Origin of the sequence: Proteiniclasticum ruminis DSM 24773 (assembly GCF_000701905.1) — a bacterium.
In the GTDB taxonomy this organism is placed as follows: Bacteria; Bacillota; Clostridia; order Clostridiales; family Clostridiaceae; genus Proteiniclasticum; species Proteiniclasticum ruminis.
Genome location: NZ_JNKC01000001.1, coordinates 621,194 through 646,234, shown reverse-complemented (window position 1 = coordinate 646,234; position 25,041 = coordinate 621,194). Strand labels below are relative to the sequence as shown.

25 protein-coding genes are annotated in these 25,041 nt (G+C 44.3%); 19 read left to right on the top strand and 6 right to left on the bottom strand.

Annotation, left to right across the window (positions count from 1 at the left end; translation table 11 throughout):
* Positions 1-61: 61 nt before the first annotated feature.
* Both T487_RS0103135 and mgtE (T487_RS0103130) read left to right on the top strand, forming a co-directional pair.
* Positions 62-952, top strand: a complete 891-nt coding sequence (locus T487_RS0103135) for a LysR family transcriptional regulator (protein ID WP_051651458.1) — start codon at positions 62-64, stop codon at positions 950-952.
* A 108-nt stretch (positions 953-1,060) separates the two neighbouring features.
* Positions 1,061-2,401 carry a magnesium transporter gene (gene mgtE / locus T487_RS0103130; protein WP_031573922.1) on the top strand — a complete coding sequence of 447 codons (1,341 nt, stop codon included), beginning with the start codon at positions 1,061-1,063 and terminating at the stop codon, positions 2,399-2,401.
* A 249-nt stretch (positions 2,402-2,650) separates the two neighbouring features.
* Here the strand turns inward: mgtE (T487_RS0103130) and T487_RS0103125 are convergent, their stop codons facing one another.
* From T487_RS0103125 to T487_RS0103115, 3 genes are read right to left on the bottom strand one after another with little or no spacing between them, the layout of a single operon-like run.
* Entirely contained in the window at positions 2,651-2,887 is a 237-nt protein-coding gene (locus T487_RS0103125) for a thioredoxin family protein (protein ID WP_031573919.1), read from the bottom strand.
* Between the two features lie 53 nt (positions 2,888-2,940).
* Positions 2,941-3,945 carry a permease gene (locus T487_RS0103120; RefSeq protein ID WP_031573917.1) on the bottom strand — a complete coding sequence of 335 codons (1,005 nt, stop codon included), beginning with the start codon at positions 3,943-3,945 and terminating at the stop codon, positions 2,941-2,943.
* 17 nt (positions 3,946-3,962) lie between these two features.
* Entirely contained in the window at positions 3,963-4,361 is a 399-nt protein-coding gene (locus tag T487_RS0103115; RefSeq protein ID WP_242848002.1) for an ArsR/SmtB family transcription factor, read from the bottom strand.
* A gap of 189 nt (positions 4,362-4,550) precedes the next feature.
* On the opposite strand from T487_RS0103115, the gene T487_RS0103110 reads away from it, so the two are divergent.
* A complete protein-coding gene (locus T487_RS0103110; RefSeq protein WP_031573915.1) occupies positions 4,551-6,200 on the top strand; it encodes an FAD-dependent oxidoreductase in 1,650 nt (549 codons plus the stop codon).
* A 125-nt stretch (positions 6,201-6,325) separates the two neighbouring features.
* Here the strand turns inward: T487_RS0103110 and T487_RS0103105 are convergent, their stop codons facing one another.
* From T487_RS0103105 to T487_RS16785, 3 genes are read right to left on the bottom strand one after another with little or no spacing between them, the layout of a single operon-like run.
* Positions 6,326-6,568 carry a hypothetical protein gene (locus T487_RS0103105; RefSeq protein WP_031573913.1) on the bottom strand — a complete coding sequence of 81 codons (243 nt, stop codon included), beginning with the start codon at positions 6,566-6,568 and terminating at the stop codon, positions 6,326-6,328.
* A 32-nt stretch (positions 6,569-6,600) separates the two neighbouring features.
* Positions 6,601-6,876 (bottom strand): GNAT family N-acetyltransferase, encoded by a 276-nt coding sequence (locus T487_RS0103100; RefSeq protein ID WP_031573911.1) that lies wholly within the window; start codon positions 6,874-6,876, stop codon positions 6,601-6,603.
* Positions 6,792-7,124: a (4Fe-4S)-binding protein gene (locus tag T487_RS16785; RefSeq protein ID WP_081827546.1), complete on the bottom strand. Its 333-nt coding sequence runs from the start codon at positions 7,122-7,124 to the stop codon at positions 6,792-6,794. The genes T487_RS0103100 and T487_RS16785 overlap by 85 nt, the downstream gene beginning before the upstream one ends.
* A 217-nt stretch (positions 7,125-7,341) precedes the next feature.
* Here T487_RS16785 and T487_RS0103095 point away from each other — a divergent pair, with 217 nt between their 5' ends.
* The 16 genes from T487_RS0103095 (at position 7,342) to T487_RS0103015 (ending at position 24,657) form a co-directional block, all read left to right on the top strand.
* Complete coding sequence (locus T487_RS0103095) at positions 7,342-8,280, top strand: DUF4825 domain-containing protein (protein WP_031573908.1); 939 nt, start codon at positions 7,342-7,344, stop codon at positions 8,278-8,280.
* A 281-nt stretch (positions 8,281-8,561) separates the two neighbouring features.
* Positions 8,562-9,272, top strand: coding sequence for an ABC transporter ATP-binding protein (locus T487_RS0103090; RefSeq protein WP_031573906.1), 711 nt, complete (start codon positions 8,562-8,564; stop codon positions 9,270-9,272).
* Complete coding sequence (locus T487_RS0103085) at positions 9,262-10,851, top strand: hypothetical protein (protein ID WP_031573905.1); 1,590 nt, start codon at positions 9,262-9,264, stop codon at positions 10,849-10,851. Before T487_RS0103090 ends, T487_RS0103085 begins: the two co-directional genes overlap by 11 nt.
* Positions 10,852-10,912: 61 nt before the next feature.
* Entirely contained in the window at positions 10,913-12,373 is a 1,461-nt protein-coding gene (locus tag T487_RS0103080; protein WP_031573901.1) for an alpha-amylase, read from the top strand.
* Between the two features lie 152 nt (positions 12,374-12,525).
* The gene (locus tag T487_RS0103070; protein ID WP_081827522.1) at positions 12,526-13,143 is read left to right on the top strand and encodes a metallophosphoesterase; all 618 of its coding nucleotides are present in this window, start codon (positions 12,526-12,528) and stop codon (positions 13,141-13,143) included.
* A gap of 90 nt (positions 13,144-13,233) precedes the next feature.
* Positions 13,234-14,244: a hypothetical protein gene (locus tag T487_RS0103065; RefSeq protein ID WP_031573897.1), complete on the top strand. Its 1,011-nt coding sequence runs from the start codon at positions 13,234-13,236 to the stop codon at positions 14,242-14,244.
* A gap of 62 nt (positions 14,245-14,306) precedes the next feature.
* The gene (locus T487_RS0103060; RefSeq protein ID WP_162178212.1) at positions 14,307-15,179 is read left to right on the top strand and encodes a DMT family transporter; all 873 of its coding nucleotides are present in this window, start codon (positions 14,307-14,309) and stop codon (positions 15,177-15,179) included.
* A gap of 21 nt (positions 15,180-15,200) precedes the next feature.
* Complete coding sequence (locus T487_RS0103055; RefSeq protein WP_031573892.1) at positions 15,201-15,836, top strand: SIMPL domain-containing protein; 636 nt, start codon at positions 15,201-15,203, stop codon at positions 15,834-15,836.
* 96 nt (positions 15,837-15,932) lie between these two features.
* The gene (gene mgtE / locus T487_RS0103050; RefSeq protein ID WP_031573888.1) at positions 15,933-17,285 is read left to right on the top strand and encodes a magnesium transporter; all 1,353 of its coding nucleotides are present in this window, start codon (positions 15,933-15,935) and stop codon (positions 17,283-17,285) included.
* A gap of 29 nt (positions 17,286-17,314) precedes the next feature.
* On the top strand, positions 17,315-18,454 hold the full coding sequence (locus T487_RS0103045; protein ID WP_031573886.1) for a M50 family metallopeptidase: 1,140 nt from the start codon (positions 17,315-17,317) through the stop codon (positions 18,452-18,454).
* A gap of 121 nt (positions 18,455-18,575) precedes the next feature.
* Entirely contained in the window at positions 18,576-19,148 is a 573-nt protein-coding gene (locus T487_RS0103040) for a M15 family metallopeptidase (protein ID WP_051651455.1), read from the top strand.
* Between the two features lie 92 nt (positions 19,149-19,240).
* Complete coding sequence (locus tag T487_RS0103035; RefSeq protein ID WP_051651454.1) at positions 19,241-19,900, top strand: MBL fold metallo-hydrolase; 660 nt, start codon at positions 19,241-19,243, stop codon at positions 19,898-19,900.
* A 143-nt stretch (positions 19,901-20,043) separates the two neighbouring features.
* Positions 20,044-22,371, top strand: a complete 2,328-nt coding sequence (locus T487_RS0103030; RefSeq protein ID WP_031573877.1) for an alpha-galactosidase — start codon at positions 20,044-20,046, stop codon at positions 22,369-22,371.
* Positions 22,371-23,747, top strand: coding sequence for a glycoside-pentoside-hexuronide (GPH):cation symporter (locus tag T487_RS0103025; protein ID WP_031573874.1), 1,377 nt, complete (start codon positions 22,371-22,373; stop codon positions 23,745-23,747). The genes T487_RS0103030 and T487_RS0103025 overlap by 1 nt, the downstream gene beginning before the upstream one ends.
* Before the next feature lie 37 nt (positions 23,748-23,784).
* Positions 23,785-24,138, top strand: a complete 354-nt coding sequence (locus tag T487_RS0103020) for a hypothetical protein (protein ID WP_143004573.1) — start codon at positions 23,785-23,787, stop codon at positions 24,136-24,138.
* 165 nt (positions 24,139-24,303) lie between these two features.
* A complete protein-coding gene (locus tag T487_RS0103015) occupies positions 24,304-24,657 on the top strand; it encodes a DUF1622 domain-containing protein (RefSeq protein WP_051651453.1) in 354 nt (117 codons plus the stop codon).
* The last annotated feature ends 384 nt before the right edge of the window (positions 24,658-25,041 follow it).

Genomic DNA, 25,041 nt, shown 5'->3' with positions numbered 1-25,041 from the left:
AAAATATAATTATATATATTTATTAATCCATTCATAAAATTTATAGATGAGGAGCAAAACAATGCTGGATCCAAGACTGCTTACTTTTATTGCCATCGTGGAAGAAGAAAGCTACACAAAAGCCGCCGCAAGACTTTCCATGACACAGCCCGGACTGAGCCACCAAATGAAACAGCTGGAAGAGATGTATGATGTGAAGCTGTTCCATTATGAGAACAGAAGAATCAGTTTGACGGAAGAAGGTATGGTCTTCAGAAAGTATGCGGAGTTTCTTCTTTATCAGGAAAAAATGATGAAAAAGGAACTGGAAAACCTGAAAAAGAAGAGAAAGAAGTACTATATCGGTGCAACGATGACCTTGGGCGAATATACACTGGCGCCTCATCTGAAGCTGTTTTATGACACCTTTAAAGAGGAGGAGTTCTCCCTGATGGTGGACAACACCAAGGTGCTGCTTTCCCATCTTCAGGCGGGACATCTGGACTTTGCCCTCATTGAAGGGATTGTGGATAAAGCGCTCTATCAGGTGACACTTCTCAAAGAAGTGCCGTTTATATTAGTGGTGGGTCAGGAGCACCGGCTCAGCGGAAGAAAAGAGGTCTCCATGGAAGAACTCCTTCCTGAAACTCTCCTGGTGAGAGAAGAAGGATCCGGTTCCCGAAAGGTTCTGGAAACAGGGCTGTCCACCATCAACTTCTCGATCAGAGGCTTTGAGCGGGTCATTGACATCGGAAACATTGGTCTTTTAAAGAAGCTTACAGAGCAAGGGGCTGGCATCAGCTTTATGTACAAGGATGCGGTGCTTTCGGAACTTTCTTCTGGTACACTGAAAGAAATTTCAGTGAAAAACCTCTGGATGGTCCGGGAGTTCAACTTTGTGACCCAACCGGGAAATCTGCAGAATAAGGAGTTTCAAAGGTTCTACAGTTTTTTGAAGTCCGTCTTGTCCTAACAGAGGTCTTTGGAGAGAAAAATCTGAAGTATTCACGTCGTAAGGATGAAAATAAAAATCAGATGATTTATACTGATAGATGATAAATGGAAAGGAGAGGTGATTGTATTGGAAAAACTAGAACACCTCCAAATACTTTTAAAAAACAAAGAATTCATGAAGCTCAGAAAGGAACTGGAGCAAGAGAATCCAGTGGATCTGGCTGAACTGATAGAGAAAATGACGAAGGATGAGAGAATTCTCACCATGAGGCTGTTGCCTAAAGATCTTGCGGTAGATGTTTTTTCTGAAATGGATCCGGATCTTCAGGAAACTCTTCTTTCTGAAATCACAACAGAAGAGATTGATCATCTGGTGAAGGAAATGTTTGTGGATGACCTGGTGGATCTTCTGGAAGAACTTCCAGCCTCTTTGGTGGCAGAAATTCTCGACCGGGTACATCCAGAGGACCGGGCTACGCTGAACCGGTTTCTGCAGTATAAGGTAGATACAGCTGGAAGCATCATGACTTCAGAATATACCAGCTTAAAGAAAAGTCTCAAGGTATCAGAAGCTATTGATTATCTCCGACAGAACGGCCAGGACAGCGAGACGCTGTACAGCTGTTTTGTGGTCAGTGATACGAGAGTATTGCTGGGGGTGGTCACTTTAAGAACGCTTCTTCTTTCTGAAGACCATCTCACAGTGGAAGACCTCATGGAAGAAAAAGTAGTTCGTGTGCAGACAGAAGATGACGTAGAAGATGTGGCAGAGATTTTCAGCCGGTATGATTTTATGACACTTCCTGTGGTGGACAAGGAAAACCGACTTGTGGGCATTATCACGGTGGATGATATCATGGATGTTATCCTGGAAGAGGATACAGAAGACTTTGAGAAGATGGCAGGTACTGTGCCATCAGACAAGCCTTATCTGAAGACTTCTGTATGGGAATTGGCGAAGAACAGAATGGGATGGCTTACGTTTCTTATGCTTTCTGGTATTTTGACCGGTGCCATTCTGACATCCTTTGAAGATGCATTTCTTGTGATTCCAGTTCTTGTGACGTTCATCCCTATGCTCACAGACACTGGAGGAAATTCAGGTTCCCAGTCCAGTACGCTCATCATCCGTGGATTGGTCCTGGGAGAAATTGAAATGAAGGACATTGTGAAGGTGTTTATCAAGGAGTTTGAGGTATCTCTCATGACTGGTACGGTCTTGGCACTCCTCACCTATATCAGGCTCCGGTTACTATATCCGGATAAACCGCTTATCGTTCTCGTGGTTTCTTTAGCAATCCTTGCCACAGTAATTATGGCAAAGCTCATGGGAGCACTGCTTCCTTTTTTTGCAAAGAAAATCAAAGCGGACCCGGCCATCATGGCAGCGCCTATGATTACAACCATCGTGGATGCTTCCTCTCTACTTGTTTACTTCTACCTGGCCAGGTGGATCCTCCATATCTGATGGAGCTGTATTGTGACACTGCCAGAATCTGAACGAAATTATGCTTGGTTACAGCAAAAAATCCGGCTTCCTATAAGGAGACCGGATTTTTTGCGTTTTCAGCCAGCGGAAGTTCAGAGGACTGAGTCATGCGGATAACGACTTTTTCGTTTTACAGAGCTTCGTTCATTCTGAACCCTTTACTGGAATTTGTTATTTTACAAATGTGATGTGGTTTGGACATCACTGGATGCTCAAACCACAATAAGATTATCTTTTTTCAAGAATCTCTTTGATGGCGCTTGGTTTCAGCACTTTCCCATAAGAAACCACTTCTTCATCAATGACCAGCCCAGGGGTGGACATGATGCCATAGGAAGCGATGTCTTTGAAGTCTGTTACTTTGATAATCTCCGCTTCTATGCCGAGTTCTTTCAGGGCCTCTTCCGTGTTCTTTGCAAGATTTACACAGTTTTTGCAGCCGGATCCTAATACTTTAATTTTCATGATGAACTCTCCTTGTTTTACTATATTTTTTATATATGAATAAATATGGATAACTAAATGAACAAGTAACTGAACGCGTTAAAACTGTAGCCGATGAGGACAATACCTACAGCGACGATGCCAAAGAAAATGGCCAGAAGTTTTGGCTTCACCACCTTGGACAGCATGACCAGAGAAGGCAGAGATAAGGCGGTGACGCCCATCATGAAGGCTAAAGCGGTTCCTAAACCTACTCCTTTTGCAATTAATGCTTCGGCGATGGGAAGGGTTCCGAAGATATCCGCATACATGGGAATACCAACGATGGTTGCCACAAGGACAGACCACCATTTGTCTGCACCTAAGATGGAGGTGATGAAGGTTTCTGGGATGTAGTTATGGATTGCAGCACCGATACCGACACCAATGAGCACATAAATCCAAACTTTCCTGATGATATCGAGAACTTGATCCTTCGCAAACTCTAATCTTTCTTTTATAGATAATGGATCTTCTTCCCCCATCTTTAAATTGTTCTGGAATACAAAGGACTCCACATGTGATTCAAGCTTCAGATGGCCGATGACTGTTCCGCCAATGACGGCAAGAACCAAGCCAACGATGACATAGGCAATGGCGATTTTCCAGTTGAAAATTCCTGCCAAAAGAATGACTGAGGCAAGATCCACCAAAGGGGAGGATATCAGGAAGGAAAAGGTTGTTCCGATGGGCAGCCCTGCACTGGTAAACCCAATGAAAAGTGGGATAGAAGAGCAGGAACAGAAGGGAGTGATGGTCCCCAAAAGAGCGGCAAGAATATTGGCTGTGATTCCATTGAAGTTTCCGAGGATCCGCTTTGTCCTTTCTGGCGGGAAGAAGCTCTGCACATAGGAAATCACAAAAATAAGTGCGGAAAGCAGTATAAAAATTTTAATAACATCGTAGATGAAAAAGTGAACACTGGCGCCAAGCCGGCTGTCCATGCTGAGTCCAAATACTTTTACAACCAGACCTTCGACCAGCTCAAACAGCCAGTTCATCTTCAGCAGCTGATTGTTGATCCATTGAAAAATTACCATGATGATCTCCTTCTATATTACAGTGTAAAATTCTTGCTGATGAGGGTCTGAGATTCGCTGTACTGCCATTTGGTGGCGATATTTTTCTGATCTTCCTGAAGCTGTGGATACTGACCAATGCTTTTCAGGATGTCTGAAAGAATACTGTTCAGAAGATCATGGTCAGCTCTCAGTTTATAATAAACAAATTTCTCTTTTCTGGTATCTACCACAAGATACAGGTCTCTAAGTTTGGAAAGCCCTTTTGAGACCGTCGGTTGGGGCACATTGAGAATTCCACTGATTTCACATACGCAGAGCTCATCTTGGTATAGAAGCATCATAATTCTCAGTCTGGTCTCATCTGAGAGGGTTTTAAAAATATTGGTCAGCTCATTCATGGTGTCACGTCCTTTCACAAATGCACATATTCTCATATGGGAATATGATTATATTACTCTTGGGATTTGTTCCTGTCAATGATTGATAAAAAATAACTTTACGCAGGTTCACATGATTGATATAAAAATGTTTATCAGGTTATCTGTGCTGCATTAACATGGTGTTAACAAGAATTTAGTACAATGGAAGTGTTTTAAACTTAATAAATGGAAGAGGAGAGTTTTATGAAAATACGGATCATTGGTGCCGTGGCGGCAGGAACTTCAGCGGCTGCAAAAGCAAGAAGAAACAGCGAAGAAGCAGAAATCATCATTTATGAGAAAGATACCTATATTTCCTATTCTGGATGCGGGATGCCCTATTACATCGGCGGAGAAGTGGAAAATGGGGAAGAGCTAACACCAAGAGACCCTAAGTTCTTTAAATCAAAATATAATGTGGACATTAAGACTGGATATGAGGTTTTACATGTCGATGCAGCAAGAAAAATACTGAAGGTTCAGAATCTGGAAACATCAGAGGTTTTTGAAGACACCTATGATAAGCTGATTTTAGCCACAGGAGCACGGTCTGTTGTACCGCCTATTCCAGGTGTGGAGAACAAGCACGTTTTCAGTTTACGAAACATAAATGACATGTATAGAATCAAGGAGTATATCGAGAACAACAGTCCCAAACAAGCAGTAACCATCGGTACAGGTTTCATCGGACTGGAGATGGCTGAGAATCTGAAGCATCTTAGCATGGATGTCACCATGGTGGAGCTTCTGCCACAGGTATCCCCAGGACTGGATGAAGATATGGCCATTCTGGTAGAAGAACATCTAATCACAAAAGGTGTGCGGGTCATAACAGGCAAATCAGCAAAGGAAATCACTGAGAATGAGGTGATTCTTTCTGATGATGACAAGCTCCCAGGTGATCTTGTCATTATAGCCACTGGTGTACGCCCTCATGTGGAGCTTGCAAAGGATGCGGGCATTGAGCTTGGCGTTACAGGCGCTATAAAGGTGAATCCGTTCACGGAAACGTCAGTAGCAGATATCTATGCTGCAGGAGACTGCATGGAGCAGTATCATAGCATTACAGGAAAACCTGTGTACAGACCGCTGGGTTCCACAGCCAACAAGACCGGAAGAATAGCTGGAAACAATGCCACGGGTGGGAACCTTGAATTTAGAGGCGTTCTAGGGACAGGAATCTATAAGATTTTTGATCTTGCCGTGGCACAAACAGGGCTTACAGAAAGAGAAGCGCTGAAAGAAGGGTATGAAATTTCAGTCAGTCACAACATTAAGCCAAACCGTCCGGAATATATGGGCGGCAAAGAAATGGTCATCAAGTCCGTAGCAGATAAAAAAGACGGACGGCTACTTGGGGTACAAATCATTGGACCAGAAGGAGTGGACAAGAGGGTGGATGTCTTCGCAGCACTGATCACCTTTGGTGCGAAGGTTCAGGATCTTGTTCATCTGGATCTTGCCTATGCACCACCTTTTTCGACAACAAAAGATCCTGTGATGTATACCGGGATGATCCAGGAAAATGCCATTTATGGCAATCGACCTGTCATGACAAACAAAGAGCTGGATGAGCTTGTTGCTTCAGGGAAAAAGGTGAGGATCGTGGACGCCAGAGTGATAAAGCAGTATGAAGCCAGTCATGTGGAGAATGCCATAAATGTGCCGCATAGCGCTGCAAGGGACTTTGCGAAAGATCTGGAGAAGGATACCATCACCGTGACTTACTGCAATAAAGGCACCACGGGTAATGCGGTGCAGAATATCTTTCTCAACAGTGGGGTGGAGCACGTCTACAACCTATCCGGCGGCCACAAAACCTATCTCCGGTACTTGAAAATGAAAAAGAAATAGAATCGAAATAGATAAAGGGCGATGAGCCATCCTTCAAGGAATCGGGTGACATAAGATCTCTTAAGGATCAACAGATGAAAAAAACCAGGTAATCATGCGAAGTGCATCAGATTACCTGGTTTTTTTCATCTCATTTCATAAAATCCTTCTGGATTCTCTTTCAGAGCGGACTCTATGAGAGCGAGCTCTTCCATCAGCCGCTCTTCTGTGGGATAGATTCCGAGGGTAGTTTTATTTTCACCAAAAAGGTTGGTGCCGGAAAACTGTCCCCAAAGAATGTACTTTCCTTTTTTGTCGCCGAAAATCCGGGAAGTATAGACTCTTATGACTTTTACGAGTTCTTTCTTGTCCTGTGATCTAATCCACATGGTCTTCTCCTTTGCTGTCCTCTTGTTGATTCTTATTTTTCCAGCACATCATGGTAAACTTCATTTTTTTCCATGACAGCTTTAGCGAATTCGCAGATGGGACGGATTTTTTTCCCTTCTGTTCTGGCTTTATCCGCCATACCGTTCAGGAGCTTCTTTCCCACTCCTTGTCCCTGGAATCCATCGTGGGTATAGGTGTGCTTGATGATGAGAAGCTCATTTCCTAACTCCTCATAAATGATTTCACCTGCTTCCATACCCTCTTCATTAAGAAGATAAAGCCTGTCTTCTCCTTGTTTGAGTTCCATTTTTCTTCCTCCTTGTGTGTGATATACCGCAGTGCTTTGGTTGGACAGGCGTCCAGCACCGCAATGAGTTTTTTGAGATCCGGTTCTTCTCTTTGGTCAATCCAAGGGCGGTTTCTCACGTTGAACACCTTTGGACTGCCCTTCAGGCAAACCCTGGAGTGTGTGCATAGGGAGCGCTTGAAATAGATATCGAGTTTGTCACCATAGTATTTTCGGTATCCCGTTTCCAGTAGTTCCTGTTCAGTCATAGCCACTTGATCTCCTTTTTGAAAGTTACATCCATTTTATCATAGGAAACAGGGGAAACCGTAAACAAGACGTAAATTTTGCCCTAAGCAGAAGAAGTTCTGAAAATGGTATGAAGTCGGCGCTCCATAGGTTTAGAAAATCTTAAGGGTTTTCTTTGGTCCACTTCATTCTTTACAGATATACTTAGAATAGGACAGAAGACAGGAGGATGGCTTTATGAGAGGAAATAGAAGAGGTATTGTATATATGGCCCTGATTGTAGCAGTACTGGGAGGGATTTATCTTTATACAGAGCTGCAAAGCCAGATAATGACAAAGCCACCGGAGCTCAAGGCGTTTCTCAGTGATGAGATTCAGAAAGAAGCACAGATGGGCACCTATGAATGGAGATTTTTAGGACGCAGTGTCATCGCAGACAGCGATCATCCAGCGAATTTTACCTATACAGAAGAAAGCAGGATTGCAGCAAGCAGCGGACAAAGACTCTATCTGACACCGCTGGTGCAAAGTGAGAAAGTACCCTATGAAATCATCTCCGCTGCAGTCAGTGAGAAGGGGAAACCGGAAACTGAAGTTAAGCTCGATTTCACCATCAATGGAGATGCAGCAGTGATCTCTATACCAGAAGGCAGCGGCACTTTTGTGTACAGTCTCCAGGTAGACTATCGGGAGAAGGGGGATGCGGTGTATGGCCTGGAAGTGCTGGTGGACGTGGTTGAATATGATGTGGAGAAACTGCGTGCATTAAAAACTCCCTATGTGGGCAATGCGAGCAAAGTTTCAGAAGCAGTTTCAGCTCTTCCGCTTCCAGGCAGTGGCTACGTACAAAGATATATCTCCTTGGAGACAGAAATAGAACCCTATGGCATTACAGTGTACTATGAGCCAAAAGAAGAACTGACGAATCTTCTTCAGTATCCTGAAGCTGAGCCCGTGAATGAAATCCATCGGGTCATGGAGAAAAATGCTCTGGTGCTGCTCTCTTTGGTGGAGAATGCTGATAAAATCACATTCAAGGTGAAGAATGAGCCATCAGAGGGAATGCTGGAGAAGAGTTCTTATGATGGGAGTCTGAAGTTCACGAGAGAAGAACTGACTGAAAAGTATGGTCCTCTAGACCATATCCTGTCCAGGGAAGATCTTTTCCGCCAGTGAAGTTCAGGAGATATTCTAAGATGATATAATGGAAAAGAAAAAGTGGAAGGGTCTCTATGTAGATTCTTCCACTTTTTATATCGGACATGAATAGAGATGGCAGATGTTTATCGCAATGATATTGAAACATCCGCTGCAACAAAGTATGATTAATGTGGATTGATTTCAAAATATCAATGAAAGAATCCTAAAAAATAACAAAAAGATGTTTAAATTATCATCTTATGTGGTATAATATACCACATAGTAGTTATATTTTATGATGAAAGGATGTAGACAAAATGGAACTGAGACTAGCAGGTATTAAAAAATCCTTTGAAGGGAAAGAGGTGCTGAAAGGGCTGGATTTCACCTTTGAAAAAGGGAAAATCTATGGACTGTTAGGCAGAAACGGCGCAGGAAAAACGACGCTCTTCAATATTTTGGCAGATGAAATCAAAGCAGAAGAGGGAAAAGCATATTTGACTGTACAGGAGGAGGAAAGACCCATCAGACCTAAGGATCTCTCCTATGTGTACTCTACCCCTGTACTCCCGGATTTTCTCACAGGTTACGAGTTCATCAAGTTTTTTGTGGATCTTCATAAAAATGATATTGACAATCTTCAGCAGATTGACGCATATTTTGATCTCATCCAGTTTGAGAAGGAAGACCGTCACAGACTTATGAAGGGATATTCCCATGGCATGAAGAACAAGATTCAGATGCTTCTGTTTCTCATTGCAAAACCCATGGTGATTCTTCTGGATGAACCCCTGACTTCCTTGGATGTGGTGGTGGCACTGGAAATGAAGAAGCTTCTGAAAAGTATCAGAGAAGACCATATCATCATTTTCTCCACCCATATTCTTCAGCTCGCCACGGATCTTTGTGATGAGATTGCCATTCTTCATGATGGAAAGATGTCCATGCTGGATCATGATAGACTGGGAGATGAGACCTTCGAGGAAGAGATCATCCGTCTGCTGAAGGAGGAGAGCCATGGGGCATAAGATTCTTCTCATGATGAAGCTGGAGACCTCTATCTTCATCAACGGACTTGTTTATTTTATCCGGAAGCTGCCCCTCGTGAGAAAAATGGCCAATAGAGGTCATTACGGATTTTTCACCCTGAAGGAAGGGTTGGGTGTGCTTGCCTTTCTTTATCAGCTTATATGGAGCAGCCTGAAAGGAGCACTTCTGGCAGTGGGGGCGCTTCTGGTTCCCGGACTGTTTTTGGACGGTCTGGATGCAAAGCCCCTGACGCTGGTTCTTCTTCTTTATTTCCTCATGAGGCTTTTGCTTCCCTACCTCCTGGAACTGACCCAGACGAAGTTCATTCTTCTGAAAGAGCTGAAGATGGATCCTCGAGAGTATGCCTTGGCATATCTCGTGAAAAAAGAAGGTTTCAAACTGGCGGGGCGAAGCATAGGATTTCTGTTTCTTACTGGAAGTGTGTTCCGAAGTCCTCTGGAGGCACTGTATCTTTCAGGGGCAGCTACCCTCATGGGATTCACAGCAGAGGCACTGCATCTTTATCTCTTCAGAAAAAGGCGGTTCCTTTTAGAAGATCATAACATGGTGCTCATTGGCCTTATTCTCATAGTGATGGCGGGCGCATATCTTTTGTATTTCTTCCTTCCTGGATTTGATGGTGGACTTATTCTTAAGCATCCACTCTTTGCGGCTACACTCTTTATGATGGCGATATTTTGCCTTCGGTATATTGTCCGCTATGACTACTACATCGAAGCCATGAACCATGTGACAAGCTATGAGAAGATGAATAAGCTTCAGAATGCTATGAAGGAAGCCATGGTGGCAGATGTGAAGATGCGGGACAAGGATTTTAAGGAAGAGGATCTTCTACCCGTGGAAGGTGTAGAAAAGGAAGGCTTTGCTTACCTCAATGCGCTTTTTTTCAAAAGACACCGGCGCTTTTTCAGAAAGCCCATTCTTGTGAAGTCCATCCTGGTTGCCACGGTCTTTGTTGGCCTGTTCCTTCTGTATCTGTTTGTGGATCCGGATCTTATGAACAGTATGGGACCAGAACTTTCGAAAAACTACACCATGATGATCTTTGTCATGTATATGCTGACAAATTCCAACCGGGAGACCAAAGCCATGTTCTACAACTGTGATCTCTTTATGCTCCGGTATGGATTTTATAGAGAGCCCAAGGCGCTCCTAAGTATGTTCTCCTTGCGGCTGAAGAGGATTGTGCTGGGTAATCTGATTCCCACAGGAATTCTTCTTTTTGGACTCTTTCTTTTCACTGCCCTCTCAGAACATAGAAATTACGGAGAGATTCTACCTCTGATGGCCATGGTACTGACACTTTCTGTATTCTTCTCCGTGCACTACCTTTTTATGTACTATGTTTTTCAGCCCTACACCTCTTCCATGGAGGTGAAGAGCCCCATGTTCAGCATCATCAACGGTCTGGTCTATCTCTTGTCTTATATGGCCATTCAAATTGATGCCCCAGCCCAGTGGATGCTTCCAGTGATCATTCTGGTGTCCATTTTCTATGTGGCCGTGGCGGTGCTGTTTGTTTACAAAAAAGCTCCAACTACGTTCAGAATTAAATAACAATTAGCTTGTATAATGAATCAGTATTGATTAAAAATAAGATGAATAGAGGTGCTTAATTATGGTGAATGGACTTCTGTTTCAAGGGTTTGAATGGTATCTGCCCGCAGATGGGAATTACTATAAGGATTTAAAAAAGAAACTGGTGGACCTGAAGAGAATTGGCGTCACCGCCATCTGGCTTCCGCCAGTGTGCAAAGCCACAAGCCCGGAAGATACGGGCTATGGCATTTATGATCTGTATGATTTGGGTGAATTTGACCAGAAAGGTTCTGTTCGGACCAAGTATGGAACCAAAGAAGAACTGTTGGATCTCATCGAAGCCATTCATGCAGAGGGCATGCAGGTCTATGCGGATGTGGTGCTGAATCATAAGGCGGCAGCAGACTTCGAAGAGGAGTTTCAAGCAGTAAAAGTAGATCAGAACGACCGCAGGAAGGACATAGAGGAGCCCAGGACCATCAAAGCATGGACAGGATTTGATTTTCCTGGAAGAAAGGGCATGTACTCGGACTTCACCTGGCATCATCATCATTTCAGCGGAGTGGATCTGGATACCCTCACGGGAGAAAAAGGCATCTTCAGGATCTTAGGGGAGAACAAAGGGTGGAACTGGGGCGTGTCCCATGACAATGGAAATTACGACTACCTGATGTTTGCGGACATCGACCACGCTCATCCTGAGGTGAAAGAAGAGCTCCTAAACTGGATCTACTGGTTCATCGACGAACTGAACATTGACGGAATCCGTTTTGATGCCGTAAAGCACATCGACGATGAATTTCTGGAGATGTTCGCTGAAAAAATCCATGAGAGAAAAGGAAAAGACTTCTATCTTTTGGGAGAGTACTGGGATTACAGTATTGAGAACAAAGAAAAATTCATGGAGAACACCCGATTTCAGATGGACCTTTTTGATGTGGGCCTCCACTTCAATCTGTTCTCTCTATCCAAGAACCCAGAAGACTTTGATCTTCGCAAAGTCTTCGACGGCACCGTGACCAAGGTGAACCCGCCCATGAGTGTCACCTTTGTGGACAATCACGACTCAGAACCTGGCCAGGCGCTGGAGTCTTATGTGGAGCCCTGGTTCAAGGAGATGGCTTATGGTCTCATTCTATTGAGACGGGATGGGTATCCGACTGTATTTTACGGAGACTACTACGGTATTGGCGGTCCCTATATGATTGAACCGATGAAGGAAAAAATTGATAAGCTCAGTATGCTGAGAAAGTCCTTTGCCTATGGGGATGAAGAGAATTACTTTGTGGATCAGGACCTCATCGGCTGGGTAAGACATGGAGAAGAAGAACACCCGGAGAAGATGGCCGTGGTGATTTCCCTCTTTGAGAAAAAGACCATCCGTATGGCGCTTGGAGATGAATATGCAGGAAAGGTCTTTGCGGATTATACGGGAAACTGTGAGGATAAAGTGGAGATCGACGAAGAAGGGTTTGGCGATTTTCCAGCGGAGAAAGCATCCATCAGTGTATGGCTGAGAGACGGTTTGGAACTGGTATAATATATCTGTAGAAGAGGCAGCAGAAGCTGTCTTTTCTTCTTTTGGGGTATGATTCTTCAAAAGAGAAATGTTCTTCAGGGAGGACAGTCTTTTTCTGTTGTAAGTGCTTTCTCCTATGCTATGATGAAAGTGGACCAAATTGAAAGGAGAAGATGATGAAGAAGTTCAAACAGGAAGTCTACAGTGTTTTCGGACGCATCTATATTCCAGAAGATCTCATGGGAAAGAGAAATCTCTTTCTTCATATTTCAGATACCCCTTCAGCCATTTATCCGGCTATAAGAGGCCTCTTACGGAAGCTGAAGCCCCAGGTGATTCTCCACACCGGTGATCTTTGCGATCACATCAAACTGGAGAACAATGAGAATCTCATGGGGGAGTTTTTGCATGATGTGGTGAAAATCATACGGATCATGGAATTTTCCTCTGCAGAAGAGATTCACATCACCATGGGAAACCACGACAAGTACAGAGCACTTCAGACTCTTGTGAAGAAAAGCATCTTGCACGAGATGGATGCGGTGCTGGATTTCGGAGAGAATTCCTATCATCTGTCTCATTATTATGAGGATGTGGAGGCGGATCCCAAGGACTTCAATCTCTACGGCCACAATCTGGAGGATAAGACAGAAAAGAGAAGGACCCGCTGGTATTTAAATGGCGTGGAGGGCATCCATGTCATAGAAAGAGATACTGGAAAGGTGCATATACTGAGATATCCTTGGGGAACCAATGATTACAGATACCGAAGAAGAAAACGGGGATTATGAAGTCATGGACTTCCATCAGGACCTTTTGTGAAAGCACAGGGTATAGATTCTGTTCAGTTTTAAAATAAAAGGAAAAGGAGCAGTTGGCATATGGTGGAGCTTTTAAGAACCGGGCCAGGAATCCTTCTTCTGGAAACAGAGGAAGTGATAAAACTACAGGATTATTTTTTATCGAAGGAACCTCAGGATCCCTTGAGTCTCATGGATGCATTCAGTATGGGAACAGAAGGGGAAACCATTGTGCTTCTGACTTCAGCCCAAACGGATGTGTACCGGAAGAGTGAGGAGAAGAATGCCTTGATTCTCAAAGAAAGCCCATCTGTGATCCTGTCGGAGCTTCTTAATGATAAGATGAGCTCTCTTGTGTATCACAGCCGCATCGTCTCCAGGACAATTATCATGCGGACCATGGGAGATATGGGGAAGGTCTTTGAGGAGCTGAAGGAAGACTACGGAGGCAAAGAAGGCAGCATTATGGAGTTCATCAACAGCAACCTGGAAAGTGGCGTCATTGTGGCTCTCACAGACAAGTCCCTGAACCGTCAGGTGACCCTGGGGGACATCTATATGGAAAAATGCCTCCATGTCAATGAGAACTATTTCACCATCTTCAAGGAGCTGAGAAGTAATGCGCTGAAGTATATGAACATCGGACTTGGCAATAAAGTCTGGTATGAGATGGACATCCGGATCTATGACATGTACGCCCACTTCCAGCTTCATTATGAGCGGCTTATGAATGTGCTCACAGAGTTTGAGATGGGGATTGTTCTTGGAAGCACCTGGTCCAAAGACTATCCGAAAATGCTTCTGGCCGTGGATGTGTATAGCGTCCGGTTCTTCACATTCTATGAGCCTAAATACATCAAAAAGATTCTCATGAGTATGGAGTATGTGGATGACGGCACAAGAATTGTGGATTATGATCTTTATATGGGAAAAAAGAAAGTATCCTGGCGGGATATGACCAAAGACAAAAAAGCCACAAGAGAAGGACTGTCCATGGCCTACAGAAAAGAAACCTTATCCAATCTGACGCCGGATGAGCTGAAGAAGCTTTATGCTATGGAAGAGAAGGTCCTCAGCACGAGGAATGTCTAAGAGTCAGCCTAAAAAGGGAAAAAAGGTTCTGGTTGCAGCAGAGTGAGCGGAGGTGGATGGTTTTGAAAACTTCAAGTGCGCGGATGCAGTATTATTTTTCCATGGTGCTTTTTGGCAGCATTGGTCTTTTTGTTCGGAGAATCCCCATGGCTTCTCTGGAAATCGCATTTCTCAGAAGCCTTCTTGGCAGTGTATTTTTAGGGCTTCTTCTGCTGCTGCAAAGAAAACCCTTTCCTAAGAAATTTCTGAGAGAAGAAGGAGGGAAGCTCCTCTTTTCAGGGGCGTTTCTAGGAATAAACTGGATTTTTCTTTTTGAAGCCTTCCAAAAAACCACCATCACCAGCGCTACCCTGGCCTACTACATGGCACCGGTGCTGTTCCTTCTTCTGAGCTCTGTTTTTTATCGGGTGAGATTTACAAGAATTCGGATTGTGACCATCGGACTGGCGTTTCTTGGTCTTTATGTACTGCAGGGCAGTGTGTTCACTCTTGGAAATGCAGACCGGAGTGGTGTCTTTTTTGGGCTTTCAGCGGCGCTTTTCTATGCGCTTGTGATGCTTTTAGGAAGATCCATCCATAAAGTGGATGGACTTCATAGAACCTTTTTGAATCTCTTCATATCTCTGGCGGTTCTCAGCCTTTACATGGCTCTCAATGGTGCTTTCCAAGGGATGAGGATTCCCATGGGAAGTCTTCCGGAGATTCTTCTCATCGGATTTCTCCATACGGGCATCGCTTATGCGCTCTATTTTTCCAGCATCAGCCGTCTGGAAGCCCAGGAAGTGGCTCTGGCCAGCTATCTGGACCCGCTATTTGCCATTTTGTTTTCGGTGATGTTTCTGAAAGAACCCTTTACTTGGACAATGTTTGCTGGTGGAAGTCTCATTCTGGGGTCCTCCCTAATTTATGAGATCTATGGTAGAAAAGAACAATAAATAAGGATAGAGGTGTTAGATATGAATAAAACCATAAAAGTAGAAGGAAATGCGGTTGTCCGCAGGAAACCAGACCGCATGGACCTGGCCTTCGCTTACCGTTTCCAGAAGGAGCAGTATGAAGAAGTACTGCATCTGTTTGAAGCAAGCTACAGCAGATTTCAGGAGGCTATGGAAAAAGCAGGGGTACCCACTGAACAGATAAAAACAGCGCACTTTTCAGTGCATCCAAAATATGAGCAGGAATATGATGGAAAAGTCTATCATCAGGTGTTTCAAGGCTTTGAGATAACAACAGATCTAAACCTTCGGCTTCCCTTGTCCTTTCCAAAACTTTCAGAGATCTTCAGCGCACTCTCAGAGTCTGGCGAAACGCCACAAGTGGGGCTGACCTTCAGTCTGGAAGACGAGAAAGAAGTGCTGGAGGAGGCCATGAAGGAAGCGGTGTTGAATGCCAAGGAAAAAGCAGCGACCATCGCAGAAACCTTAGGACTCAGTATCGGCCATGTGATCTCTGTGGAGGAAGTGTCCGAATCCTACGGAAGTTATTCTCAGGTGGAAGGCAGTCCAAGACTTCTAAAGGCCATGGATCTGTCCATGACCCCAGAAGATGCGGAAGCTATGATGAAGGTGCTTCTGACGGTAGAAATTCTCTGATTTTTTTCAGGCTTTTCTAGTCCTTCTGTCCATCCTACGTTATAATAGATAAGTGCTATCTTTAATATTTTTGACGAAAGAGAAAGGAGGAGTCCTATGAAAAACGAAGAGACTGTCCTCTATCTTCAGAAGCTTCTTACGGAGAACAGCTATAAAGCTCTTCGGGAAGCGATGATAGAAGAGAATGAAGTGGATATTGCAGAATTCATTGGAATCCTGCCCAAAGATAAAGCTGCCATTGTGTTCCGGCTGCTGCCCAAAGATCTCGCCGCGGAGGTGTTCTCCAATCTGGAGCTGGATGTGCAGGAACGGCTGATCCATGAGTTTACGGATAAGGAACTGGAAAGTGTTCTGGAAGAGATGTTCGTGGATGATCTGGTGGATATGTTGGAAGAGCTTCCTGCCGGCATTGTGAAAAGAGTGCTGAGAAATACAGATGAAGGGACCCGTGGGGTCATCAATGCCTTCCTGAAGTATCCAAAAGACTCTGCAGGAACCATCATGACGGCTGAGTATACAAATCTCAGGCCTAAAATGACGGTGAAGGAAGCGATCATGTACCTTCGGAAGAATGGTGCGGACAGCGAAACGCTCTACAACTGCTATGTCATTGATAAAAACAGAGTACTCGATGGCGTGGTCTCCTTAAGAACCCTATTGCTTTCCAAAGATGATGTGCTGGTGGAAGATCTCATGGAGACGGATGTGGTAAAAGTACATACATCAGATGACAAGGAAGAAGTAGCGTATCTCTTCCAGAGATACGACTATTTATCCTTACCTGTTGTGGATTCAGAGGAGCGTCTTGTGGGTATCATCACCGTGGATGACATCATTGACGTTATGGAAGAGGAGGCCACAGAAGACTTTGAGCTCATGGCGGCAACCATTCCGTCGGGAAAACCCTATCTGAAAACCCCTTCCTGGGAACTGGCAAGAAACAGAATCGTCTGGCTCACTGTGCTCATGTTCTCTGGCATGATCTCCGGAGGCATATTAAGCAGATATGAGGAAGCCTTTACGCAGATTCCAGTCCTTGTGAGTTTTATTCCCATGCTTATGAACACAGGCGGTAATGCAGGCTCTCAGGCCAGCACGCTGGTCATCCGTGGTATGGTGCTCAATGAGATTTCCTTGAAAGACGGCTTTGTGGTGCTTTGGAAAGAGTTCCGGGTCAGTCTCATCGCTGGACTGTTCCTGGCAGTGATCAATTTCATCCGTCTCATCATCACCTATCCAGGACAGGAGAAAATCATGTTTGTGGTTTCCTTTGCCATTTTTGGCACTGTAGTCATCGCAAAAATGGTGGGTGGAATTCTTCCCCTCTTTGCGAAGCTGTTGAAAGCGGACCCGGCCATCATGGCAGCACCACTCATCACAACCATCGTGGATGCGCTGTCATTGATTTTTTATTTCTTCCTTGCAGGAGTTTTCCTGGGGATTTCTTGATTTATATGACACTTGGGAGGTAGGAATATTTGGCGGAGAATCCAGTGAAAAATGAAAAGAAGAAAAAGAAGATAAAGAAGAAAGGGCTTTCCTATCTGTGGATCTTCCTTATAGGTGTTCCAATAGGAGTGATTCTGGCAGTGCTCGATGTGGATCTGGGCTTCTTGGATGTTTATTCCTTTTCAGACTATGTGGCCATTTTTATTCTATTTTATGTTGGTGTTTTCCTGACCATCAATCTGCATGAATTGGGACACCTTCTCTTTGGGAAGCTTTTGGGATACGAATTTCTCATGTTTCGCGCAGGTATCTTCTCCATACAGAAAGAAAATGGGAGGCTCCGGTTTTCCATCATCAAGAATGTAGGGTACGGAGGACTCTGTGCCATGATCCCCGATGAGGATGCCACCATGAAGGAATATGCCATATACTCTCTGGGAGGGATTTTTATGAATCTTCTCACCGGAGCGCTGATTCTTTATCTTTCTGCCTTTATGGAGCCATACAGCGTATGGAAGATGGCGGCGATTCTTACTGGGGGAGTCTCTATTCTTCTTGGGATCGTCAACGGGTTTCCGTTTTTCTCCATGAATCAGCCCACAGACGGGATGATGTTTTTCAGTATCCTTAGAAACAGTCCCATGGCAGAAAGGTTCTATGAATCCTCTCTTCTGACGAAGAAACTGTCTTCCGGCATCCGGCCGAAAGATCTGGAGCTGGTGAAGGATTTTGAAACCATAGGGGATATGCATGATCTGACCAAGGCTTTCTATCTCTATTTTCAGGAGATGGACAAGGGAAATAGGGACACTGCAGAAGAATATCTTCGGGATGTGGAGAGAAATCTCTATAAGGTCCCCCCATACAGTCTTCCAGCGTATTATTATGAGATCCTGTTTTTCGCTCTTTTGAAGGGGGATTTTGATAAGGCAAAGGTGTTTTATGAAAAAGCAGGGAAGATCCTCATAAAGGATCAGGACATCAATGGACTGCGTGTGAAAGCCTATTATGCCTTCTTCATGGAAAAAGACGCAGAAAAAGCCAAAGCTCTTGCCCAGAAAGGATTAGTTATGAGAGACCACTATCCTTTCAAAGGGCAGGCAGTATATGAGGCGGAGCTTCTCAATGAGCTTCTCCAGAGAATTGAAACCGAGCGCCAAGGGCAATAAGTCCTGGCGCTTTTTGTTTTCATCTTAATATTTTCATTGGAAGTCTTAAGAATAAAGACAGAGGAAATGCGGATTCTGTAAAAGCTTTCAGGGGATACTGGTATAAAAGGTGGTGAGAGATATGCATTCTGAAAAAATTGAGCGCAGGAAAAGAGAAATCCGCAGCCGGAATAGAAAAAGAAGAGCATTTTTGGGGATGATGGTCCTCTTTGTGCTGATGCTTCTGGTGCTGTTCTTGCAAAAAATTGGACGAGAAGAGCAGAGTGTGTCTCCTGGAAATCCCCTGGATAGAATCAGCAGTCTGGAGGAACTCAATGAGAAGACGAGAGAAGCGGCAGAACTTTTCTTAAGGATTGCAGAAGAGGAAGGTCTTCCAGTACTCGTCACAGAAACCTACCGCACCCAGGAAAGGCAGGAGTATCTTTATGAGCAGGGAAGATCAAGACCAGGACAGGTGGTCACCTGGACCAAAAACTCCAATCACACCAAACGGAATGCCTTTGATATCGCGAAGAATGTGCCTGGAGAAGAGTACAGCGATCTGGAGTTCTTCAGAAAATGCGCCGAAATCGGAAGAGAGATCGGGCTCTCACCAGGATATTACTGGGAAGAAGGAAAGAGGGACATGCCTCATTTTGAGATGAAAAGATTCGGACGGGTGCAGTATCCAGAAGGATATGAAAAAACACCATAGATTCTCAGATATTTCTCTATTTGTTTAGAATTCAGCCAAACCTCTTAGATATACTGAATGAAACAAAGTATATTGAAAATGGAGGAAATGAAATGAAGCCATTACTGACCATCACAAATTATGGACATTCCTGCTTTTCTGTGACTTATGGAGACTATACGATGATCATCGATCCTTACAAAGAAAATAGCATTCCGGGACTTCTCCCGCTGGAGCTGACAGCAGATGATGTATTTGTCACCCATGAGCATTCTGACCATAATGCCAGAAGTGCTGTGAAAGTAAAAGAAAAAGCGGTTCGCTCTCCTTTCAAGGTCACCCGGATTTCTTGTGCCCATGATAAAGAAGGGGGAAGAAAAAGAGGCATGACAGATATTCTTCTTTTTGAGGGGGAAAATCTCCGATTTGCCCATTTTGGAGATATTGGAGAAAGCCTGACAGCTGAGAAGAAAGAGCTTCTGAAGGATCTGGATCTGGTGCTCCTTCCTGTGGGCGGTTTTTATACTATTTCTCCAGAAGAAGCAAAGGATATGATCCATGAACTGAACCCTCATATCGCCATCCCTATGCACTACCGCACCACGGAGTTCGGACTTCTGGATATTGAGCCCCTTGAGAATTTCACCAGCCTTTTTGACCAGGTAATCTTTTACCGGGAAGATACGCTGGTTTATGACAGGGAACATACCAAGCAGCAGGTGGCCGTGCTGAAGCAGAAGAAAATACATCAGCAGGATATACATCTTTCTTGATTGTAAAGAACAGGATCCAGGAAGCATTGCTTTCCTGGATCCTTTTTCCATGGAGAAAGAAAATAGCATAAAGATATATGCATTATCATTTTCATGATAGAATAGAATCAATAGAATCGATTTCAGGAAGAGGAGAAACCATTATGATTGAAGTTCATCAGAAAGTCTTCAGACTCAGCACCAGAAGCACCAGCTACCTTTTTCGGATACTGCCAACGGGGCATCTTGAAAATCTCCATTATGGGCGACTTCTTGCCTGGCAGGATTTTCAAGGGCTTTATATGAAGCAGAATGCCGGAGTGGGAAGTAGTGTTCTTTATGAGGAGGGAGGATACACATTGGATCTTCTTCCGCTCGAGTATTCTTTCAATGGTAAAGGTGATTTCCGGGAAATGCCCTTGGAGATAAAGATGCCGGACGGATCCTATGTGTGTGATTTTCAGTACGAGTCCCATGAGATCCTTGAGGGTACCCTTCCCATGGAAGAGATGCCCACAGCAAAAGGAGAGGAAGCGGAGAATCTTGTCGTCCATCTTTCTGACAGACTGTTTCCACTGAAAATGATGCTGATTTATACTGTTTTTCCAGACTGTGATGTGATCACGCGTAGAGCAGTCATCGAAAACAGATCGGATCAGCCGGTGGAGATTTTGAAGTTCATGAGTATGCAGCTGGATCTTCTTATGGATCATCCAGAAGTGCTGACCCTTTCCGGGGGCTGGATCCGGGAAGCGAAAAAAGAAAGGCACAGGATTCCCGTGGGAAGTTTTCTCCAGGAATCCAGAACGGGAGGCAGCAGTAACCGGCATAACCCGGGTCTTCTTCTTATGGAAAAGAATGCCACTGAAGATTTTGGAAAAGTGTACGGGTTTAATCTTCTATACAGCGGGAACCACAGGAGCGTTGTGGAGAAGACAAGCCATGGACTAGTCCGCGTCCATCAGGGCGTAAGTCCCCATAATTTCTGCTGGATGCTGGAATCCGGAGAGACTTTCAGAACTCCGGAGGCTGTGATGACGGTGAGCATGGATGGTATGAATGGAGTCAGCCATCATTTTCATGATTTTATCAACAGACACATCATTTCCCAGGAGTTTCAGTATAAAGAGAGACCGGTTCTCATGAACAACTGGGAAGCCACCTTTTTTGATTTTAACGAACGGAAGATTCTGTCCCTGGCCAAGGAAGCGAAGAAACTGGGTGTGGAGCTGTTTGTGCTGGATGATGGATGGTTCGGAGAAAGAAACAGTGACAGAGCAGGACTTGGTGACTACTGGGAAAACCGGAAGAAACTGCCCAGCGGCATCAAAGGCTTGGCTGAAAAGATAAAAGCCATGGGGCTTGATTTTGGCCTCTGGTTTGAGCCTGAAATGGTCAATGAGGACAGTGATCTGTATCGCAATCATCCTGAGTATGCCCTTCGCGTACCAGGACGCACGCCATCCAAAGGAAGGAATCAGCTGGTCCTGGACCTCAACCGAAAAGAAGTTCAGGACTATATCATCAAGGAAGTTTCCCATCTTCTTGAAAGCTGTGATATTTCCTATGTGAAATGGGACATGAACCGCCATATGAGCGATGTCTACAGTGGAGCGGTGAATCATCAGGGGATGGCATTTCATGGCTATATTCTTGGACTTTACCGGGTGCTGAAAATCCTCACGGAGCGTTTTCCCAAGGTGCTTTTTGAATCCTGCTCCAGTGGGGGAAACCGCTTTGATCTTGGAATGCTCTCCTACATGCCCCAGGTGTGGGCATCGGATAATACAGATCCCATTTCAAGGCTTACCATTCAAGAAGGACTGAGCTACTTCTATCCATTATCCACCATGGGAGCCCATGTTTCAGATAGTCCCCATCAGCAGACCTTAAGAAAAACCCCTTTGGAGACGAGGTTCCATGTGGCCTCCTTTGGAGTCCTGGGATATGAGCTTGAACTCACCCATCTCAATCTGAAAGAGAAGGAAGAAGTGAAAAAGCAGATTGCCTGGTATAAAAAATACAGAAGCCTCATGCAGTTCGGCAGGTTCTACCGCTTTGACAGGGTACGGGAAAACCGGGTTAATTTTCAGGTGGTGTCGGAGGACAGAAAACAGACGGTTCAAGGGTTTTTCCAGAAAATACAGGAACCCAGCCCCCCTTTTGATGTGATGCCGTTCAAAGGCCTTCCGAATGAAAACACCTATGTGGTAAGAACCAGAGAAGCATCCATGGATATTGAGGCCTTCGGTTCGCTCCTGAAGCACGTGATGCCCATAAAACTGTCTCCGGGCGGCCTGATTTTAAGAAATGCCAGAAAGTTTTACCGTCTCCCTCATAATGTGGAGGAATACACCGTAAAGGGAGATCTTCTTTCAGAAGGGCTCCGTCTCCATCAGCAGTTCATGGGGACAGGTTATCAAAAAGACACCAGAATGCTCGGGGACTTTGGTTCCCAGCTCATGGTGGGAGAAATGAAGGAGGAGAAATAATGGACGCATCACCGTCATTCAGAAAGAACAAATATGCCTTTGCCATGGGTACTTTTGGGCGAGATATGGTCTATTCTCTCGTTAGTATGTACCTCATTGTGTTCATCACGGAAGTGGTGGGGGTATCCAACAGAGAACTTCTGACCATCAATACCATCATCATATTCATCCGTGTTTTTGATGCTTTCAACGATCCCATCATGGGGGTTATTGTAGACAATACCCGGTCGAGATACGGAAAGTACAAGCCGTGGATCTTCTTTGGTGTGCTCCTTGCGGGAATCCTGACAGTCCTCCTGTTTCTGGACACGTCTTTTTCAGGAAACTCCTTCGTGTTCTATGTTACGTTCATTTATCTTCTTTGGGGCATGGCCTGGACTATGAATGACATCTCCTACTGGTCCATGATGCCAAGCCTCAGTTATGACCAGAAGAAGAGAGAAGAGATTGGGGCTCTAGCCCGTATTTTTGCAAACCTCGGTCTGTTCTTTGTGGTGGCATCTGTAATCCCTCTGACCAATACGCTGGGGGAAGCAGCAGGCAGCCTGAAGCGCGGATACTTTGTCTTCGCGGTGATTCTGGTGGTGGTCATGATCCTTTTTCAGATGATCACCGTATTCTTTGTGAAAGAGCCTCCCGTTCTTGGGGGTCACGATTTCAAGAAAACCACTCTGAAGGGGATGATCCGGGCACTGACACAAAATGATCAGCTGATGGTGACAGCCATCGCCATGGCTCTTTTCATGATTGGTTACATGACCACCACAAGTTTTGGGGTGTACTATTTTAAATATGTGTATCTGGATGAAGCCATGTACAGTATTTTTGCACTTGTCCTTGGTGTATCACAGATTACTGCACTTCTTCTGTTTCCTAGATTCAGCAGAAAATATGACCGTAAAACCCTCTATGGTGCGGCGATTCTTCTTATTCTTCTGGGGTATGTGCTCTTCTTCTTCTCCCCAGCCAATATGATTTTCATTGGTATATCCGGAATTATGCTGTTTGTGGGCCAAGCGTTCATACAGCTTCTGATGCTGGTGTTTCTTGCAGATACCATCGAGTATGGCCACTGGAAGCTGGGAAAAAGAAATGAATCCGTGTCCTTTGCCATCCAGCCTTTCATCAATAAAATGGGGGCTGCCGTCGCCCAGGGGATTGTGGGATATACCCTTGTGATTTCAGGGATCAATGGTCTTACTGAAGGAGAAACGCTGAGCGCTCAAGGTCTTCTTATTATGAAGTCTGCCATGATGCTCCTTCCACTGCTCCTCATTGTCATCAGTTTTGTGCTGTACAAGAAAAAATACATCATTGATGAAGAAACCTATGGAAAGATTTTGGAGGAACTTGTCGAGCGGGAAGGAACCAACTGAAGCGCCGTCATAACTAAAGGTGAGAGGAGGCTTAGTCGTGATGATTGAGCAGGATGCGTTAGACTTTTCACAGTTTTTTCAATGTGATCCGATTCTTCTTGATGAGAATGTGCCTTTTTTCTATAATGAAGCTGTCTATGACTTCATAAATGAAGCGGATGAACGGTTTTCCGTTAGGCTTCAGCCCTCTAATCAGGATCTGAAGATTGAAGTCTTCACAGGAGAAGAACGTATGGCTTATCTGGATTTTACGGGAGATTTTTCCTTGGAGATCCTCTCCAGTCAGAGAGATTTCTCCAAACTTCGGATCAAAAACACTACCGGTTCTGCCATTGTGCACTTCAGACCAAAATTCAAGCTCTACATAGATATGTACTTTCCAGATAAATAGAGTCAGAAGTGAGAATGACTTTGGGAATAAAACACGAGTATTTTATCCTTTGTATTGAGAAACTGACGAAAGTTTGAAGAAGTAATAATTAATTCACAAACAAGTTGATTTTTATGAGGCTCTCAATTATCATGGGGCTAGTATCATTTAACAGGGGAGTGTATTATGTTAGCTTCATTTTTTGACCATTATTTACCGGTAGTCATTTATCTCTTAGAATTTATGGGTGTTGTCGTAATAGTGATCACCGCAACAAAAGCATTCGGGATTTATCTGAAGGGTGTTTTGTCACGTCATATAGAAGACGATCAGATCAAAACTGATTTTTCAAAAGGCTTGGGTATGTCTTTGGAATTTCTACTCTCAGCAGAAGTACTGAAAACTATTATTATCCACACAAAAGATGAGCTCATGGTTTTGGGCATCATCATGGGATTAAGAATTATCGTAGGATTCCTTCCTCAGTTGATGCACTCAGGTGGATTCAAGAAACCTTCCATTTTTAAAAAAGCTGCATAAAATCTAGGTTTTCAAGGGAGCTGACAAGTTGTTCAGCTCCTTCTTTAGTTGTGTCCGATCTTAGTGGAATCTATTGGGGAAAGTCTTGATTGGTATCAGATAGCGCCAAGTACATGACTTATGGCAACTCTTTGCACAGTGAGGATCAGCTGAAGAAACCAGCTGGGAATTTTAGATTTGACTTACAGTAGTCATGGTAAGTGCATGGATTCATGAGGGTACTCATTTACAAACAAAAGCCCATTTTAGAAAGCACATCGGATGGAGGTAAGAAATCCGAGTCATGAAAATACGAAAACACAGGATAAGGCTATTGGAGAATCTCCAGTAGTCTTATCCTTTTATGAGTTTTTCTGTCTGTGGTTTGGATATTGAAGGAAAGAT

Excerpts from the sequence above, each read along its gene's own strand:
- T487_RS0103085 (WP_031573905.1), top strand. The coding sequence starts at position 9,262 with ATGGGGCATAAGATTCTTCTCATGATGAAGCTGGAGACCTCTATCTTC.
- T487_RS0103035 (WP_051651454.1), top strand. The coding sequence starts at position 19,241 with ATGAAGCCATTACTGACCATCACAAATTATGGACATTCCTGCTTTTCT.
- T487_RS0103095 (WP_031573908.1), top strand. The coding sequence starts at position 7,342 with ATGAGAGGAAATAGAAGAGGTATTGTATATATGGCCCTGATTGTAGCA.
- T487_RS0103100 (WP_031573911.1), bottom strand. The coding sequence starts at position 6,876 with ATGGAACTCAAACAAGGAGAAGACAGGCTTTATCTTCTTAATGAAGAG.
- T487_RS0103105 (WP_031573913.1), bottom strand. The coding sequence starts at position 6,568 with ATGTGGATTAGATCACAGGACAAGAAAGAACTCGTAAAAGTCATAAGA.
- T487_RS0103030 (WP_031573877.1), top strand. The coding sequence starts at position 20,044 with ATGATTGAAGTTCATCAGAAAGTCTTCAGACTCAGCACCAGAAGCACC.
- T487_RS0103125 (WP_031573919.1), bottom strand. The coding sequence starts at position 2,887 with ATGAAAATTAAAGTATTAGGATCCGGCTGCAAAAACTGTGTAAATCTT.
- T487_RS0103135 (WP_051651458.1), top strand. The coding sequence starts at position 62 with ATGCTGGATCCAAGACTGCTTACTTTTATTGCCATCGTGGAAGAAGAA.
- T487_RS0103040 (WP_051651455.1), top strand. The coding sequence starts at position 18,576 with ATGCATTCTGAAAAAATTGAGCGCAGGAAAAGAGAAATCCGCAGCCGG.
- T487_RS0103090 (WP_031573906.1), top strand. The coding sequence starts at position 8,562 with ATGGAACTGAGACTAGCAGGTATTAAAAAATCCTTTGAAGGGAAAGAG.
- T487_RS0103025 (WP_031573874.1), top strand. The coding sequence starts at position 22,371 with ATGGACGCATCACCGTCATTCAGAAAGAACAAATATGCCTTTGCCATG.
- T487_RS0103070 (WP_081827522.1), top strand. The coding sequence starts at position 12,526 with ATGATGAAGAAGTTCAAACAGGAAGTCTACAGTGTTTTCGGACGCATC.
- T487_RS0103120 (WP_031573917.1), bottom strand. The coding sequence starts at position 3,945 with ATGGTAATTTTTCAATGGATCAACAATCAGCTGCTGAAGATGAACTGG.
- T487_RS0103065 (WP_031573897.1), top strand. The coding sequence starts at position 13,234 with ATGGTGGAGCTTTTAAGAACCGGGCCAGGAATCCTTCTTCTGGAAACA.
- T487_RS0103015 (WP_051651453.1), top strand. The coding sequence starts at position 24,304 with ATGTTAGCTTCATTTTTTGACCATTATTTACCGGTAGTCATTTATCTC.
- T487_RS0103115 (WP_242848002.1), bottom strand. The coding sequence starts at position 4,361 with ATGAGAATATGTGCATTTGTGAAAGGACGTGACACCATGAATGAGCTG.
- T487_RS16785 (WP_081827546.1), bottom strand. The coding sequence starts at position 7,124 with ATGACTGAACAGGAACTACTGGAAACGGGATACCGAAAATACTATGGT.
- T487_RS0103080 (WP_031573901.1), top strand. The coding sequence starts at position 10,913 with ATGGTGAATGGACTTCTGTTTCAAGGGTTTGAATGGTATCTGCCCGCA.
- T487_RS0103055 (WP_031573892.1), top strand. The coding sequence starts at position 15,201 with ATGAATAAAACCATAAAAGTAGAAGGAAATGCGGTTGTCCGCAGGAAA.
- T487_RS0103110 (WP_031573915.1), top strand. The coding sequence starts at position 4,551 with ATGAAAATACGGATCATTGGTGCCGTGGCGGCAGGAACTTCAGCGGCT.
- mgtE (WP_031573888.1), top strand. The coding sequence starts at position 15,933 with ATGAAAAACGAAGAGACTGTCCTCTATCTTCAGAAGCTTCTTACGGAG.